The 15,332-nt window shown below is 64.8% G+C and carries 14 protein-coding genes; 12 read left to right on the top strand and 2 right to left on the bottom strand.

The features are described from left to right. Positions 1-25: 25 nt before the first annotated feature. Positions 26-772, bottom strand: a complete 747-nt coding sequence (locus H7A76_RS02260; protein ID WP_185697005.1) for an NRDE family protein — start codon at positions 770-772, stop codon at positions 26-28. A 124-nt stretch (positions 773-896) separates the two neighbouring features. Between H7A76_RS02260 and H7A76_RS02265 the strand changes: the two genes are divergently transcribed. The 4 genes from H7A76_RS02265 to H7A76_RS02280 all read left to right on the top strand — a co-directional run bounded on the left by H7A76_RS02265 (position 897) and on the right by H7A76_RS02280 (position 4,344). Beyond that, positions 897-1,679, top strand: coding sequence for a sulfite exporter TauE/SafE family protein (locus H7A76_RS02265; RefSeq protein ID WP_022641676.1), 783 nt, complete (start codon positions 897-899; stop codon positions 1,677-1,679). Between the two features lie 79 nt (positions 1,680-1,758). Next, positions 1,759-2,568, top strand: coding sequence for a prolipoprotein diacylglyceryl transferase (lgt, locus tag H7A76_RS02270; RefSeq protein WP_185697006.1), 810 nt, complete (start codon positions 1,759-1,761; stop codon positions 2,566-2,568). A gap of 48 nt (positions 2,569-2,616) precedes the next feature. Next, positions 2,617-3,588, top strand: a complete 972-nt coding sequence (locus H7A76_RS02275) for a thymidylate synthase (protein ID WP_185697007.1) — start codon at positions 2,617-2,619, stop codon at positions 3,586-3,588. A gap of 171 nt (positions 3,589-3,759) precedes the next feature. Next, entirely contained in the window at positions 3,760-4,344 is a 585-nt protein-coding gene (locus tag H7A76_RS02280; protein WP_185697008.1) for an undecaprenyl-diphosphatase, read from the top strand. A 24-nt stretch (positions 4,345-4,368) separates the two neighbouring features. On the opposite strand, the gene cadR is transcribed toward H7A76_RS02280, so the two are convergent. Continuing rightward, entirely contained in the window at positions 4,369-4,818 is a 450-nt protein-coding gene (cadR, locus tag H7A76_RS02285) for a Cd(II)/Pb(II)-responsive transcriptional regulator (RefSeq protein ID WP_185697009.1), read from the bottom strand. 89 nt (positions 4,819-4,907) lie between these two features. On the opposite strand from cadR, the gene H7A76_RS02290 reads away from it, so the two are divergent. From H7A76_RS02290 to H7A76_RS02325, 8 genes are all read left to right on the top strand, one after another. Further along, positions 4,908-7,235 carry a heavy metal translocating P-type ATPase gene (locus tag H7A76_RS02290; RefSeq protein WP_185697010.1) on the top strand — a complete coding sequence of 776 codons (2,328 nt, stop codon included), beginning with the start codon at positions 4,908-4,910 and terminating at the stop codon, positions 7,233-7,235. Between the two features lie 115 nt (positions 7,236-7,350). Continuing rightward, the gene (locus H7A76_RS02295) at positions 7,351-8,220 is read left to right on the top strand and encodes a LysR family transcriptional regulator (RefSeq protein WP_185697254.1); all 870 of its coding nucleotides are present in this window, start codon (positions 7,351-7,353) and stop codon (positions 8,218-8,220) included. 261 nt (positions 8,221-8,481) lie between these two features. Beyond that, a complete protein-coding gene (locus H7A76_RS02300) occupies positions 8,482-8,697 on the top strand; it encodes a hypothetical protein (protein ID WP_185697011.1) in 216 nt (71 codons plus the stop codon). 205 nt (positions 8,698-8,902) lie between these two features. Next, positions 8,903-9,646: a hypothetical protein gene (locus H7A76_RS02305; protein ID WP_185697012.1), complete on the top strand. Its 744-nt coding sequence runs from the start codon at positions 8,903-8,905 to the stop codon at positions 9,644-9,646. 25 nt (positions 9,647-9,671) lie between these two features. Further along, on the top strand, positions 9,672-11,330 hold the full coding sequence (locus H7A76_RS02310; protein ID WP_185697013.1) for an IucA/IucC family protein: 1,659 nt from the start codon (positions 9,672-9,674) through the stop codon (positions 11,328-11,330). 121 nt (positions 11,331-11,451) lie between these two features. After that, positions 11,452-12,528, top strand: a complete 1,077-nt coding sequence (locus H7A76_RS02315) for a putative 2-aminoethylphosphonate ABC transporter ATP-binding protein (protein ID WP_185697014.1) — start codon at positions 11,452-11,454, stop codon at positions 12,526-12,528. A 1-nt stretch (position 12,529) separates the two neighbouring features. Beyond that, positions 12,530-14,254 carry a putative 2-aminoethylphosphonate ABC transporter permease subunit gene (locus tag H7A76_RS02320; RefSeq protein WP_185697015.1) on the top strand — a complete coding sequence of 575 codons (1,725 nt, stop codon included), beginning with the start codon at positions 12,530-12,532 and terminating at the stop codon, positions 14,252-14,254. Positions 14,255-14,305: 51 nt separating this feature from the next. Continuing rightward, positions 14,306-15,331: a putative 2-aminoethylphosphonate ABC transporter substrate-binding protein gene (locus tag H7A76_RS02325; protein ID WP_185697016.1), complete on the top strand. Its 1,026-nt coding sequence runs from the start codon at positions 14,306-14,308 to the stop codon at positions 15,329-15,331. The last annotated feature ends 1 nt before the right edge of the window (position 15,332 follow it).

Here is a 15,332-nt window from a genome sequence, read left to right on the forward strand (position 1 = left end):
CCTCGGGACCGGCCGCCGGCTGCACTCAAATCCTCAGTTCTATCTCTCCCAGGTGCCCGCCATAAGGGCCGAAACTGCGTTCGACCATATGCCGGGAACCGTCGGCGTGGACGATCAGCGCAGTGCTGGCGCGAGTGCCGTAGCTGGGGCTGGCGATGAAGACGCTCGACAGCAGGCTCTCGGTGGCCAGGCCCACGCCGGTGTCCGGCAAGTCGGCGAAAGGCGCGGTCTGCGGATCGCCCAACAGCGCCAGCAAGGCCTGGGGGTGCGGGTCGTGTAGCACTTCGCGGAGCGCTGCCTTGGCCTTGAGCAGCTTGGGCCAGGGGGTGTCCAGGCCGGCGTTGGACAGGCCATAGACACCGGCTTCCAGCTGGCGCGGCTGCGCATCCTGGGCGTTGTAGTGCCAGAGCTGGTCCGCGGTGCCCAGCAACAGGTTGAAGCCGGCATACTCCAGGGAGCGGCCCACTACGTCACGCAGGTATTCGTCCAGGTCGATGGTGCCGGCCAGGAAGCGCGCCACCAGCTCCCCGCGAGAGCGCCGTGCCGGAGGCTGGTGTGGGTTGCGGATATTGGTCAGGGCGGCGAAGCGCCCGCCAGCGCCGACCCCGAGCCAGGTGCCGCCGGCTTCAAGGTCGCGTCCGGCGTGGATCTGCGGCAATTCCGGCCATTGCGCCAGGGGCAGGCTGGGCCGGGCATAGAACTCGTCGCGGTTGGCCGCGACGATCAGTGGCTGGGCATGACCCGGCCGCCAGGCGAAGACAATCAAGCACATGAAGGTGGCCCCCTGTGTGTTTTTTGCCCACTTTACGCACAGAACCGGCGGGTATCCATCGTCAGCCGGTGGAGTCCCGGGCCGTGCATCCGTTACCATGCCGGACTCATTTTTGGATGCTCCCATGGAATTTCTGCTCTATCTGCTCTTGGGCGCCTGTGCGGGCGTACTGGCCGGGCTGTTCGGCGTCGGCGGCGGAATCATCATCGTTCCGGTGCTGGTGTTCAGCTTCACCCTGCAAGGCTTCGACGCTTCGGTGCTGACCCACCTGGCGGTGGGCACATCCCTGGCCAGCATCATCTTCACCTCCATCAACTCGGTCCGCGAACATCATCGCCGGGGCGCTGTGCGCTGGCCGATATTCGCCTGGATGACCCTGGGCATCCTCATGGGCGCCGGTTTCGGGGCGCTGACGGCGGAAGCGATTTCCGGCCCGCACCTGCAGAAGATCATCGGTGTGTTCGCCCTGGTGATCGCCATGCAAATGGCCCTGGAACTCAAGCCCAAGGCCAGCCGCGAGGTGCCCGGCAAGTTCGGCCTGACCGCCGCCGGCGGCGTGATCGGCTGGGCCTCGGCGATCTTCGGCATCGGCGGCGGCTCGCTGACGGTGCCGTTTCTCACCTGGCGCAGCGTGCCGATGCAGCAGGCGGTGGCCACATCCTCGGCCTGCGGTTTGCCCATCGCCCTGGCCAGTGCATTAAGTTTCATGATTCTGGGCTGGCATGATCCCCTGTTGCCGGCTCATAGTCTGGGCTTCGTCTATCTGCCTGCGTTGCTGGGCATCGCCCTGACCAGCATGGTGTTCGCCCGTATCGGCGCGCGCCTGGCCCACAAGTTGTCACCGCGACTGTTGAAGCGGATGTTCGCCGCGCTGCTGTTTTGCGTCGGGGTCAGCTTCCTGTTCTGAGTCGTGACGCAATCCTGGCTTAATCCTGGCGTGACAGTTTCGCCCGGAACCGAAGTCCCAACCCTTACGAGGAGTCGTAATGCTGCCTTACCCGCAGATTGATCCGGTGGCCGTGGCCATCGGTCCGCTGAAAATCCACTGGTACGGCCTGATGTACCTGATCGGCATCGGCGGCGCCTGGCTGCTGGCGTCGCGCCGGCTCAAGCGCTTCGACCCGACCTGGACCAAGGAAAAACTCTCGGACCTGGTGTTCTGGCTGTCCATGGGCGTGATCGTCGGCGGGCGCCTGGGCTACGTGCTGTTCTACGACCTCAGCGCCTACCTGGCCAACCCGACCCTGATCTTCGAAGTGTGGAAGGGCGGCATGTCGTTCCACGGCGGTTTCATCGGGGTGATGCTGGCGGCCTGGTGGTTCGGCAAGCGCAACGACAAGACCTTCTTCGAACTGATGGACTTCGTCGCACCCATGGTGCCGATCGGCCTGGGCGCCGGGCGTATCGGCAACTTCATCAATGCCGAGCTGTGGGGCAAGGCCACCGACCTGCCCTGGGCCATGGTGTTCCCGCCCTTCAGCGACCCGGCCCAGTTGCCGCGCCATCCATCGCAGCTCTACCAGTTCGCCCTGGAAGGCGTGGCGCTGTTCCTGATCCTCTGGCTGTTCTCGCGCAAGCCGCGCCCGACCATGGCGGTCTCCGGGATGTTCGCGCTGTTCTACGGGATCTTCCGCTTCATCGTCGAATTCGTGCGGGTGCCGGATGCCCAGCTGGGCTACCTGGCATGGAACTGGCTGACCATGGGTCAGATTCTGTGCGTACCGATGATCCTCGGTGGCCTCGGACTGATCTGGCTGGCTTATCATCGCGCTCCGGCCAAGAACGCCGCGCAATAAATTCGAATCCCAGGACGCAGCTCCCGGGTTCAAGGATGCAGGTAACTCATGAAGCAATATCTCGATCTGGTGGCCCACGTCATCAACAACGGCACCAAGCAGGCCAACCGCACGGGTGTGAACACCATCAGCTTCCCCGGGGCGATGCTGCGCTACGACCTCAAGGAAGGCTTCCCGGCCATCACCACGCGCAAGATGGCGTTCAAGTCGGCCATCGGCGAAATGGTCGGCTTCTTGCGCGGCGTCAACAACGCCGCCGAGTTCCGTGCCCTGGGCTGTAAGGTCTGGGACCAGAACGCCAACGAGAACGCCCAGTGGCTGGCCAATCCGTTTCGCCAGGGCGAGGACGACCTGGGCGAGATCTACGGTGTGCAGTGGCGCAAGTGGCCGGCCTACAAGCAGATCAAGGTCGCCAACCAGGCCGCCATCGAGCTGGCGCTGAGCCAGGGCTACCGGCAGATCGCCGCGGGCGAGGAAGAGGGCGAGGCCTACGTGGTGCTGTACAAGGCCATCGACCAGGTGCGCCAGTGCGTCGACACCATCATCAACGACCCGGGCAGCCGGCGGATCCTGTTCCACGGCTGGAACTGCGCGCAACTGGATGAAATGGCCCTGCCGCCATGCCACCTGCTGTACCAGTTCCATCCGAATGTCCAGACCCGGGAAATTTCCCTGACTCTCTACATCCGCTCCAACGACCTGGGCCTGGGCACGCCGTTCAACCTCACCGAAGGCGCGGCGCTGCTGAGCCTGATCGGGCGCCTGACCGGCTACACCCCACGTTGGTTCACCTATTTCATCGGCGATGCCCATGTCTACGAGAACCACCTGGACATGCTCAACGAACAGCTCAAGCGCAAGCCGTTCCCGATGCCCAAGCTGGTGATCTCCGACCGGGTGCCGGAGTTCGCCAAGACTGGCGTGTACCAGCCGCAGTGGCTGGAGCTGATCGAGCCGAGCGACTTCTCCCTGGAAGGCTACGAACACCATGCGCCGATGACCGCACCCATGGCGGTCTGATCGTCCCCCGCGTCACCTGGGGTTGGACGCTGGATATCGCCCGGCCCTGCCGTTTTTCCCTGTTGTCTTTATCGAGCCTGCCCGGAATGTACTCCGGGCATCGCCGTGCCTGGTGGGCGACTATGCTCCTGGAAGCGGCGCTCTCTGTGCCTTCTGAACGTGAGCCACCGAATGGAAGAACTCAACCGCAGCCTGTTCCTGGCCATCAATGCCAGTGCCGAAGCATCGCTGCCCATGCGCGACCTGGCGCTGTTCATGGCGCAATGGCTGGTCCTGGCCGTGCCATTGCTGCTGTTGCTGTTCTGGGTCTTCGGCGACCGGCGCCAACGGATGATCGTCCTGCTGGCGACCTTGAGCATCATCCTGGCCCTGGCCAGCAACCTGCTGATTCGCGGCCTGTGGTTCCACCCGCGGCCGTTCATGCTGGAGCTGGGGCAGAACTTCCTGGCTCATGCACCCGGCGCGTCCTTTCCCAGCGACCACGCCAGCGGCATGTTCGCCATGGGCTTCGCGCTGTTGCTGGCGTCCCTGCGCAAGACCGGCCTGGTGATGCTGATCCTGGCATTGCTGGTGGGTTGGGCACGGGTCTACCTAGGGGTGCACTTCCCGTTCGACATCCTCGGCGGTTGCCTGGTGGGGTTGGGGAGTGCCTGGCTGGTGCGCCGCGGCATCGCCTGGCATCAGCTGGACCAGCGCCTGCTGGCGCTGTTGGAAGGGGCCTACCTGCGCTTGCTGCCGCGGCGCCACGGTTCCTGAGCGCCGGGCGCCTGGCGGGCAGGCTCAATGGCCGTGGCTGCGGCCAACGTGGGAAGGCTCGGTTTCGCTGGGCACCACCGAGCCGCTGACCTCCAGGCGCTGGAGGATGCCGCACGGCTCAAGGTCCGGCTCCTGCCCGCAGCGCTGGCGCAGGTCCAGCAGTTGTTCCTGCAGGGCCAGCAGGCCATCGATCCGCGCCTTGACGTGGTGGATGTGTTCGTCGATCAGGGCGTTGACGCTGGCGCACTGGTCCTGGGGGCTGTCCCGCAGGTCCAGCAGGCTGCGGATCTCCTCGAGGGTCATGTCCAGGCTGCGGCAGTTGCGGATGAAGGTCAGCCGCTCGCCATGGGCCTGGGTGTAGAGACGGTAGTTGCCTTCACTGCGGGCCGGTTCCGGTAGCAGGCCCTCGCGCTCGTAATAACGGATGGTCTCGACCTGGCAGTCGGTGAGTTTCGCCAATTCGCCAATCTTCATCGCCGTCGTCTCCCATTGGGTGCTTGACCCTATAGTGGCTACAGGGTGTTCACTTGGCAACAAGCACCTTTTCATATGGAAGCGACCCGATGAGCGATTCTCTCCATAACCCGCGCAAGCCCGACGTCCAGCATGCCCATGCTGGCCACGATCACGATCACGATCACGATCACGATCACAGCCATGCCCCTGCCGCCGTGGGCAAGTTGCAACCGCTCAAGCCCCACGCACATGCCAGCCATGGCGGTTCCTGCTGTGGCTCCGTGGCTGCCGCGCCATCCCGGGTGGTCCTGGGCGAGGCGTCGGCCGCGGGTGCGCGCTCGAGCAGCTTTCGCATCGAGGCCATGGATTGCCCCACCGAACAGACCCTGATCCAGAACAAGCTGGGCAAGCTGGCCGGCATCCAGGCCCTGGAGTTCAACCTGATCAACCGGGTGCTGGGCGTCACTCACGACTTGCCGAACACCGCGCCGATCGTCGAGGCCATCAAGTCCCTCGGAATGCATGCCGAACCCCTGGAGGCAGGGAGCGATAGCCAACCTGCCAGTGCGCAACCAGTGAAGAAGCCCTGGTGGCCCCTGGCGCTGTCCGGCGTCGGTGCGCTGGCCGCCGAAGTCATTCACTTCACCAGTGCCGGGCCGGATTGGCTGGTGGCGCTGGTGGCGCTGGTCTCGATCCTCAGCGGCGGGCTGGGCACCTACAAGAAGGGCTGGATCGCCCTGAAGAACCGCAACCTCAACATCAATGCGCTGATGAGCATCGCCGTGACCGGCGCGGTGCTGATCGGCCAGTGGCCAGAGGCGGCCATGGTGATGTTCCTGTTCACCGTGGCCGAGTTGATCGAGGCACGCTCCCTGGACCGCGCGCGCAATGCCATCAGCGGCCTGATGCAGATGACTCCGGAGCAGGTCACGGTGCAGCAGAACGATGGCAGCTGGCGTGAACAAGAGGCGAAAAGCGTCGAGCTGGGGGCCCTGGTACGGGTGCGTCCCGGTGAGCGCATCGGCCTGGATGGCGAGGTGACCAGCGGCAGTTCCACCATCGACCAGGCACCGATCACCGGTGAAAGCCTGCCGGTGGAAAAGACCGTGGGCGACAAGGTGTTCGCCGGCACCATCAACCAGGCCGGCGCCCTGGAGTACCGGGTCACCGCTGCGGCCAACAACTCGACCCTGGCGCGGATCATCCATGCCGTGGAACAGGCCCAGGGCGCACGGGCGCCGACCCAGCGCTTCGTCGACAGCTTCTCGAAGATCTATACCCCGGCGGTGTTCGCCTTCGCCCTGGCGGTGGCGCTGATTCCCCCGCTGTTCATGGGCGGCCTATGGTTCGACTGGATCTACCGCGCCCTGGTGCTGCTGGTGGTGGCTTGCCCATGCGCCCTGGTGATCTCGACCCCGGTGAGCATCGTCAGCGGCCTGGCCGCCGCGGCGCGCAAGGGCATCCTGGTCAAGGGCGGGGTCTATCTGGAAGGTGGCTACAAGCTGGATTACCTGGCCCTGGACAAGACCGGCACCATCACCCACGGCAAACCGGTGCAAACCGACTTCCTGCCCCTGGACCCGTTGGCCAACGACAACGCCCCGGCGCTGGCCGCCAGCCTGGCTGGCCGTTCCGACCACCCGGTGTCCCTGGCCATCGCCCAGGCGGCTGTGGATAAACAGCTGGCCATGCACCCTGTGGATAATTTCGCGGCCCTGGCCGGCCGTGGCGTGCGCGGTGAAATCGGCGGCCAGTTGTACCACCTGGGCAACCACCGCCTGGTGGAGGAACTGGGCCTGTGCTCGCCCGCTTTGGAAGAAAAGCTCTTCGCCCTGGAGAAGCAAGGCAAGACCGTGGTCCTGCTGCTGGACAACAAGGGCCCGCTGGCGCTGTTCGCGGTGGCCGATACGGTCAAGGAGTCCAGCCGCGAGGCGATCCAGCAGTTGCACGGGCTGGGCATCAAGACCTTGATGCTCACCGGCGACAACCCCCACACCGCCAAGGCCATCGCTGCCCAGGTGGGGATCGACCAGGCCCGGGGCGACCTGTTGCCCACCGACAAGCTGCAAGCCATCGAGGACCTGTATGCCCAGGGTCACCGGGTGGGAATGGTGGGCGACGGCATCAACGATGCCCCGGCCCTGGCCCGGGCGGAGATCGGCTTCGCCATGGCGGCCGCCGGCACCGACACCGCCATCGAGACTGCGGATGTCGCGCTGATGGACGACGATCTGCGCAAGATCCCGGCCTTTATCCGCCTGTCGCGCCAGACCTCGGCGGTGCTCAAGCAAAATATCGCCCTGGCCCTGGTCATCAAGGCGATCTTTCTTGGGGTAACCTTTGCCGGGTTGGCCACCATGTGGATGGCCGTGTTCGCCGACATGGGGGTCAGCCTGTTGGTGGTGTTCAACGGTTTGCGCCTGCTGCGCAAATAGGCCCATGTAGCGGCAAGCGACCAGCAACTGAGATGAGAACCAGAGTGATGAACCCATACCCACCCGCTCCAGCTTGTGGCTTGGCGCTGCAATCTTGCTGCTGCGACAAGCCGCCATGCTGAGTGCCGAGCTGAAGGCCTTCTACATGGTCGCCCGCCTGGGCAGCATCACCCAGGCGGCGAAGAAACTCGGCCTCAGCCAGCCCACGGTGACCACCCAGGTCCGCAACCTGGAAAACCAGTACTCGGTGGAGCTGTTCTACCGCGGTGGCCGGCGCCTGAGCCTGAGCGACGAGGGCGCGCGCCTGCTGCCGATGGTCAAGGAGCTGTTGCAGAAGGAGGCCGACATCGAGTTCTTCCTGCGTAACAGCGGGCAGGTCCAGGGCACGTTGCGCATTGCCGCCACGGCGCCGTACTACATCCTCGACCTGGTGAAGACCTTCCGCCAGCACCTGCCCCAAGTGGAGGTGGCGGTGGAAATCGGCAACTCCCAGCAGGTGCTGGAGGCCCTGGAGGAATACCGCGTCGACGTGGCTGCATCCTCGCAATTGCTGGAGGACTCGCGGCTGGTGCGCCGGGTGCTGGGCAGCGATCCGCTGGTGCTGGCGGTGCATCGCAACCATCCGTTGGCGGCCCTGGAACACGTGCCGCTCAGCGCCCTGGCCGGCCATACCCTGCTGATGCGCGAGCCGGGCTCCACCACCCGCAGCCTCACTGAAGAGCTGCTCAAGAGCGCCAACGTCAGCTTTGGCCCGCTGCTGGAGATCGGCAGCCGTGAATCGATCCGCGAGGCGGTGCTGCGCAATATCGGCATCAGCATCATCGCCCGCCAGGAAGTGCCCCACGACCCGCAGCTCAAGGTGCTGACCATCGAACATGCGCCGCAGATCGCCGAATACCTGTACTGCCTCAAGGAGCGCAAGAACGCCCGCCTGCCGGCAGCCTTCCTCGGCCTGGCCCAGGAGATGGCCCCGGTTTCTCCCTGAACTCCAGGCTATATCAAAAGTTCATTCATCCTATTGCAGTTAGTTGCATGGGTTGTGGGTGCTTTTATGTGTCCAGAGCATCGGCTTACATGCTTTTAATTAGTCGTTATGGACTGTAAAGCTCGGCTAATAGTGAATTCTCATAATTCTCGAATACTAATCGCGCTTTATATCTGGCCGTCCGTCCGCTTGAGCCAGATGTATAAGAACCATGCACTAACGTTGCGCGTGGGGGTCACTGAACGCAACGAGGATGGAATCATGAAGAAGGACGAAACAGGTACGGCAAAAAAACCAGGGCGGTTGTCGGAGTCGCTCAAGAAGCTGGCGGACGACGGGCATACGGTGAAAATCGTCGGTTCGATCAAGAACGGCAAGTTGGAGATCGACCCTGAGTCACTGGCCGAGCTGAACAGGACGCACCCGCAGGCCAACTTGTCTTTCGTGGCGGTCAACGCTCCGTTCAGAACGTACTAGCCGATATATCCGAAGCATGACTATTGAACTCTGCACGCTGGAGTGATTGGGGTATGCCGGAGATATTCGCTGCCCCAATTCTTTCGACTGTTCATCGCGCAGACTTCGGTAGTTGCTGCTGGTTGATCTTTCCAGGTCCGGGTTGCCTGTAACAACGCCGTGCAACCCCTGGCTCTTGCTTCACTGCCACGCAAGAGGATGCGTCATGAGCGACATTGCCCATTCCACCCTTCAGGCACTGCGCCAACAGAATGTGCCGTTGCTGTTTCATTACGACGACCTGCTCTGTCATGCCTGCCAGAAAAGTCCGCCGTTGTTCGGTGAAACCACTTATGCCGATATCTACCATGAGGCCGCGTGCGATCCGCAATGGCTGGCGATCTCCCTGATTACCAATGCCGAGCGCGAAGGGGATGGCGCCACTCGCTTGTGGAGCCTGGCGGCCAGTACGCCCGACGCCGGGCTGGCCGCGCAGATACGCCAGCACGCCATCGATGAGTCCCACCATGCCCGGGCCTATGTACAGATGCTGGACATCGCCTTTCCCGGGGCGGTGGACCGCAAGCTCCACGCCCAGTTGCTGACGCTGTCTCCCGGCTATTCCCGGCAGCAAGCGCCGGTGGCGGTGCCCGGCTCGGCCTTTGCCCACCCCATTACCCTGGACGACCTGATCCAGATGAACATCGCCGAGATCCGTACTCGCGTGCATCACTTGATGCAGCGGCCGATCCTGCTGCAGTTCTGCCCGGTGGACAGCAGGCCCCGGCTGGCGCGGATCCTCGACCGCCTGCTGCTCGATGAAACCCGACATGTGGCCTACACCGCACGGCTCATCGAAGGATTCTGCATCCAGGGCGAGGCGGCGCAGGCCAAGGCGTTGATGCTCGAACGCATGGATGACTTCGATGCCATCACCCGCCATGAACTTGAGCAGCGGGTCTTCGAATGAGCGACTCCACCCCGGGATGAAGGACATGCGCCCTCCAGCGACGGTATCCCTGGCGACGGTCAGGCATTGGTGCCTGTGCAATGGCCTGGACAGGCAGGGCCTGCGCGCGATCTATCGGGAGGCCCACCTCATCTGCATGGCGCGCCTGTTGCACTACGTGTTTCTCGAGCATCTGTGCGATGAGCGAATAACCCACGCGGCAGGCGAGGGCGGCCTGCGCTTGTGCCTGGGGCTGGGGCTGGGGCCAAGGTTGCGGATGCAGTTGGTGGGCGATGCTCCACAGGTGTATTTCGAGTTGCTCACCAACCCCAGGCTGGACGACGCAGGCCGGTGCCGCGAGCTGGCCTGGTCCGGGCCCTTCTTGCGTGCCCTGGGCCAGGTGCTTGCAGGAACGCCCTATGGCAAGCACTTGCCGGCGTTGGCGCACGACTACCGCAACAGCTTCTGCAACCTGATCCTCAACCTGGCGCTGGGTCGGCGTGCCGGGCAACCCGGGTGTGCCATCGAGCCGGTGTGCCGGGGCCATGGCTATTACCCGTTTCCGGCGCTGCGGATCGGCCCCTGCATCCAGGACGTGGTGGATGTCTCGAACCTGTCGCCAGAACCGGTCCCGCTGTTCCTGGTGAATGCCGCCGGTTTCAGGTTCCACTCCAGCGACTATGCGGACCCGCAGTCTTGCGCGCAGCATTGGGGCGGACCGGATATGGCCGGCCAGGAGGGCCTGCTGCCTGTCCATCCCTGGCAACTGCGACTGTCTCCGGTGGTCCGCGAACTCCTGCGCAGGGACCTGGTCTCCCTCGCGCCGACCCAGCTGCAAGTGGTGCCCCTGGCTTCCCAGCGCACGTGCCGGGTGCTGGCGACAGGGTACGACGTCAAGCTGGCGCTGGATGCCACCCTGACCGGGGAGCGCCGCTTGCTGTACCGCCTCAACAGCTACAACGCACCCTTCGTTTCCAGCATCGTCCGTGAAATCCACCGGCGCAGCGAGATCGCCAGCATCGGCTTCCAATACGACGTCGCCTCCCTGTGCTGGGACGATGCCCTGGTCAGCGAACACCTGAGCGCCATCGTCAGGGGGCCTTGTCTGGCAGGAGCTGGCGAGGTGGTGGTGCCGGCCCTGAACCTCTGGAGCCCGACCGGACAGGCCGCGGCCCTGCTGAAGCTGGACAGCCACCGCGACCGCCTCGATAGCTTCCGGCGCTACGCCGAGGTGCTGATGACCGGCCCGTTGCAGCTTTGCGTGCAATGGGGCATCTGCCTCGAACCGCATATGCAGAACAGCTACATCGTCCTGCGCGGTGGCAAGCCGGTGCGGCTGTTACTGCGTGACCTGGACAACACGATCATGGACCCGGCCCGGGTGCGCCCCATCTGTCAGGAGCTACGTGTACCGCTGGCGCCCGATACCTGGGCCCACATGCCGGATGTCCCGATTGGCCAGGGGCGGCTGGTCCACGCCATGCTGCATGGGCACCTGTACCTGGTCATGCACTGGCTGATCAAGCACCGGGGCATGGCGCTGGCCGAGCTGGAGCCGTGCCTGGAACAGCACTGGCAAGGATTGGCTGCCCGATTGCGCAGCACCTCGGACCAGGGCGAGCTGCGGCGGCTACGGGCCATGGTGGGCTCCACCAAGCACTCCCTGAGCATGCGCCTGGAGCAATCCTCGAACATGAGGTTCTGAGTCGGGGTCGAGCACCAACCCAAATCTGCCAATACCTCTATCGGCAAGTTTTACCTGATTGCCATCAGACCTACGCATTCGCTCCCTAGGATGGCCTGCATCTGCCAGATGAGGTCCGTCCATGAACAACTCCCCCGCAACCGCCCTGAGCAACCCTGGCGCGCCGATGAAGGTGCGCGGCATCCAGAAGCGCTTCGGTGCCTTCACCGCCCTGGACAACGTGTCCCTGGACGTGGCTGCCGGCGAGCTGGTGTGCCTGCTGGGGCCGTCGGGCTGCGGCAAGACCACCTTGTTGCGCTGCATCGCCGGCCTGGAGCGCCAGGATGCGGGCGAGTTGTACCTGGGCCAGCGTGACGTCTCGAACCTGGCGCCGCAGGCCCGGGACTACGGCATCCTGTTCCAGTCCTATGCACTGTTCCCCAACCTCACGGTGGAGGCCAACATCGCCTATGGCCTGGCTGGCAGTGGCCGTGACGAAGCCCGCCAGCGCGTGGCGCAGATGCTCGAACTGGTGGGCCTGGCCGGCAGCGAGAAGAAATACCCCGGCCAGTTGTCCGGCGGCCAGCAGCAGCGGGTGGCCCTGGCTCGGGCCCTGGCCCCTTCGCCGTCGCTGTTGTTGCTGGACGAGCCGATGTCGGCCCTCGACGCCCGTGTGCGCGAGCACCTGTGCACCGAGCTGCGCCAGCTGCAGCGGCGCCTGGGCATCACCACCCTGATGGTGACCCACAACCAGGACGAGGCCATGTTGATGGCCGACCGCATCGCTGTGATGAACAACGGCAAGGTCGAGCAGTACGCCACGCCCCAGGAAATCTACGATCGTCCGGCCACGCCGTTCGTCGCCGAGTTCGTCGGCCAGGGCAACTGGCTGCCCTTCAGCCGCAGCAGCGACAGCCATGCCCAGGTCGGCGGGATGAACCTGCGCCTGGCCGACGACTCGGCCAAGGCCGCCTCGGGGCGCCTGTTCTGCCGTCCGGAGGCCATCAGCGTGAACCCGCCGGTGCATGAGGAAAACCTGTTCCCGGCCAAGGTCCGCGAGATCACCTTCCTCGGCAACCGCTGCCGCATGAGTTTCGAACTCGACCAGTTGCCGGGGCATCCGCTGCTGGCGGAGCTGGCACCGGAGGCCATGCCGCGCCTGGGAGCCCAGGACATCTGGGTGGCCCTGCCACCGCGCAGCCTGCAGGTGTTTGCCTGAGATGGCCGTCGAAATGTCCCTGCCGCTACCCGCCAAACGGGCGCGCCAGGTTTCCCGTGCCGAGATCGGCGATCGAGTGTTCGTCATCGGCGGCAAGGTTTTGCTGCTGGTGTTGCTGGGGGTCGCGGTGCTGCTGCCGCTGCTGGCGATCTTCTGGCGCGGCTTCAGTGCCGAGGCCGGGCAGGGCGGTGGCTGGCTGGCCGCCCGCGAGCTGGTGACCAGCGCCAACTTCCACTGGCTGCTGGGCAACAGCCTGAAAGTCTCCCTGAGCGTGGCCGCCATCGTCGTGCCCCTGGCCTACCTGTTCGCCTACGCCCTGCAACGTACCTTGATCCCCGGCAAGGGCATCTGGCGCGGCCTGTCGCTGCTGCCCTTGATGGCGCCGTCGATGCTGCCGGGCATCGCCCTGGTCTACCTGTTCGGCAACCAGGGCCTGCTGCGCGGGCTGTTCGCCGACAACATCTACGGCTTCTGGGGCATCGTCCTGGGCGAGGTGATCTACACCTTTCCCCATGCCCTGATGATCCTGCTGTCGGCGCTGTCCCTGGCCGATGCGCGGCTGTTCGATGCCGCCTCGAGCATGGGCGCGAGCCCGGCCAAGGCGTTCCGCAGCATCACCTGGCCGGCCACCCGGCAAGCGGTGTTCGCCGCGTTCTGCCTGGTGTTCACCCTGACCATCACCGATTTCGGCGTGCCGGTGGTGGTGGGCGGCGACTACCAGGTGCTGGCCCTGGAGGCCTACAAGGCCGTGGTGGGGCAGCAACAGTTCGGCCGTGGTGCGCTGATCGGCATGGTGCTGCTGGTGCCGGCCCTGTTGAGCTTCGGCGTCGATGCCTGGTTGCGCCGGCGCCATGGCGACTCCATGAGCGGCCGGGCCCAGGTGTTCAAGCCGGCGCCCTCGCGACTGCGTGATGGCTGCTACCTGGCCATCGTGCTGCTGATCTGCGCGGCGCTGCTGCTGGTGTTCGGCATGGCGGTGTACTCATCGCTGGTGAAGTTCTGGCCTTACAACCTGTCGCTGTCGCTGAACCACTACCAGTTCGACGAAACCGCCGGCGGTGGCTGGCTGGCCTATCGCAACAGCCTGACCATGGCCCTGGGCACGGCGCTGATCGGCAGCGTGGTGATCTTCACCGGCGCCTACCTGATGGAGAAGACCCGCGGCCAGCGCGGCTTGAACCTGGCCCTGCGCCTGCTCAGCTTCGTGCCCATGGCAGTGCCCGGGCTGGTGCTGGGCCTGGGCTATGTCTTCTTCTTCAATCTCAACGGCAACCCGCTGCATGTGTTCTACGGCAGCATGGCGCTGCTGGTGGTGTGCACCATCGCCCACTACCTGACCACCGCGCAGATGACCGCCACCACCGTCCTGCGCCAGCTGGACGCGGAGTTCGAGGCGGCGGCGCTGTCGCTCAAGGCGCCGCTGTACCGCCACTACCTGCGGGTCACGGTGCCGATCTGCCTGCCGGCGCTGCTGGACATCGTGCGCTACCTGTTCGTTTCGGCCATGACCACGGTCTCGGCGGCGATCTTCCTCTACAGCCCCGACACCATCCTGGCCGCCGTGGCCGTGCTGAACATGGACGACGCCGGCAACGTCGGCGGCGCCGCGGCGATGTCGACCCTGATCCTGTTCACCTCGATCGGCGTGTCGCTGCTCCTGGCCGGTGCTTCGCGCGGCCTGCTGCGTCGCTCCCAGGCCTGGCGCCAGACCGCGCCCGGCCACTGAAGGGCTTCATCCACCCCCCACTCTGATCCGCACTCACTAAGGAACCGCACCATGTTCAAGCCTCTGGCTCTTGCCGCTTCTGTCCTCTGCGCTGTCAGCCTGAACGCCTTTGCTGCGAAGACCGAGCTGACGGTCTACACCGCCCTCGAAGCCGAGCAGCTGAAGTCCTACAAGCAGGCCTTCGAGCAGGCCAACCCGGATATCGAGATCAAGTGGGTACGTGATTCCACCGGGATCATCACCGCCAAGCTGCTGGCCGAGAAGGATCGCCCGCAGGCCGATGCGGTCTGGGGCCTGGCGGCTTCCAGCCTGGCGATCCTCGACCAGCAAGGCATGCTGCAGAACTATGCGCCCAAGGACCTGGGCAAGATCGGCGGCAACTACCGCGACGCCGCCAACCCGCCGGCCTGGGTCGGCATGGACGTGTGGGCCGCCACCCTCTGCTTCAACACCGTGGAAGCCCAGAAACAGGGGCTGAGCAAGCCGGTGAGCTGGCAAGACCTGACCAAGCCCGAGTACAAGGGCAAGATCGTCATGCCTAACCCAGCCTCCTCGGGCACCGGTTTCCTCGATGTCAGCGCCTGGTTGCAGACCTTCGGCGAGAAGCAGGGCTGGAAGTACATGGACGATTTGCACCAGAACATCGGCCAGTACGTCCACTCCGGCTCCAAGCCGTGCAAGCTGGCCGCCGCCGGCGAGTTCCCCATCGGTATTTCCTTCGAATACCCGGCCGTGCAGCTCAAGCGCAAGGGCGCGCCGCTGGACATCGTGCTGCCCAAGGAAGGCCTGGGCTGGGAAATCGAGGCGACGGCGGTGATCAAGGGCACCGCTCACGAAGATGCGGCCAAGAAGCTCGCCGACTTCTCCGCCAGCCCGGCGGCCATGGAGCTGTACAAGGAAAACTTCGCCGTGCTGGCCCAGCCGGGCATCGCCAAGCCACAGACCGAACTGCCGGCGGACTACGAGCAACGCTTGATCAAGAACGACTTCGCCTGGGCCTCGAAGAACCGCGACGAGATCCTCGCCGAGTGGCGCAAGCGCTACGACGGCAAGTCGGAGAAGGTCGCCGCGCAATAAC

This window comes from Pseudomonas sp. MSSRFD41, from assembly GCF_014230245.1.
GTDB classification, from domain to species: Bacteria; Pseudomonadota; Gammaproteobacteria; order Pseudomonadales; family Pseudomonadaceae; genus Aquipseudomonas; species Aquipseudomonas piscis.

Coding starts and splice junctions, on each gene's coding strand:
- H7A76_RS02305 (WP_185697012.1), top strand. CDS start 8,903: ATGAGCGACATTGCCCATTCCACCCTTCAGGCACTGCGCCAACAGAAT.
- cadR (WP_185697009.1), bottom strand. CDS start 4,818: ATGAAGATTGGCGAATTGGCGAAACTCACCGACTGCCAGGTCGAGACC.
- H7A76_RS02315 (WP_185697014.1), top strand. CDS start 11,452: ATGAACAACTCCCCCGCAACCGCCCTGAGCAACCCTGGCGCGCCGATG.
- H7A76_RS02325 (WP_185697016.1), top strand. CDS start 14,306: ATGTTCAAGCCTCTGGCTCTTGCCGCTTCTGTCCTCTGCGCTGTCAGC.
- H7A76_RS02260 (WP_185697005.1), bottom strand. CDS start 772: ATGTGCTTGATTGTCTTCGCCTGGCGGCCGGGTCATGCCCAGCCACTG.
- H7A76_RS02310 (WP_185697013.1), top strand. CDS start 9,672: ATGCGCCCTCCAGCGACGGTATCCCTGGCGACGGTCAGGCATTGGTGC.
- H7A76_RS02300 (WP_185697011.1), top strand. CDS start 8,482: ATGAAGAAGGACGAAACAGGTACGGCAAAAAAACCAGGGCGGTTGTCG.
- H7A76_RS02280 (WP_185697008.1), top strand. CDS start 3,760: ATGGAAGAACTCAACCGCAGCCTGTTCCTGGCCATCAATGCCAGTGCC.
- H7A76_RS02290 (WP_185697010.1), top strand. CDS start 4,908: ATGAGCGATTCTCTCCATAACCCGCGCAAGCCCGACGTCCAGCATGCC.
- H7A76_RS02320 (WP_185697015.1), top strand. CDS start 12,530: ATGGCCGTCGAAATGTCCCTGCCGCTACCCGCCAAACGGGCGCGCCAG.
- H7A76_RS02275 (WP_185697007.1), top strand. CDS start 2,617: ATGAAGCAATATCTCGATCTGGTGGCCCACGTCATCAACAACGGCACC.
- lgt (WP_185697006.1), top strand. CDS start 1,759: ATGCTGCCTTACCCGCAGATTGATCCGGTGGCCGTGGCCATCGGTCCG.
- H7A76_RS02265 (WP_022641676.1), top strand. CDS start 897: ATGGAATTTCTGCTCTATCTGCTCTTGGGCGCCTGTGCGGGCGTACTG.
- H7A76_RS02295 (WP_185697254.1), top strand. CDS start 7,351: ATGCTGAGTGCCGAGCTGAAGGCCTTCTACATGGTCGCCCGCCTGGGC.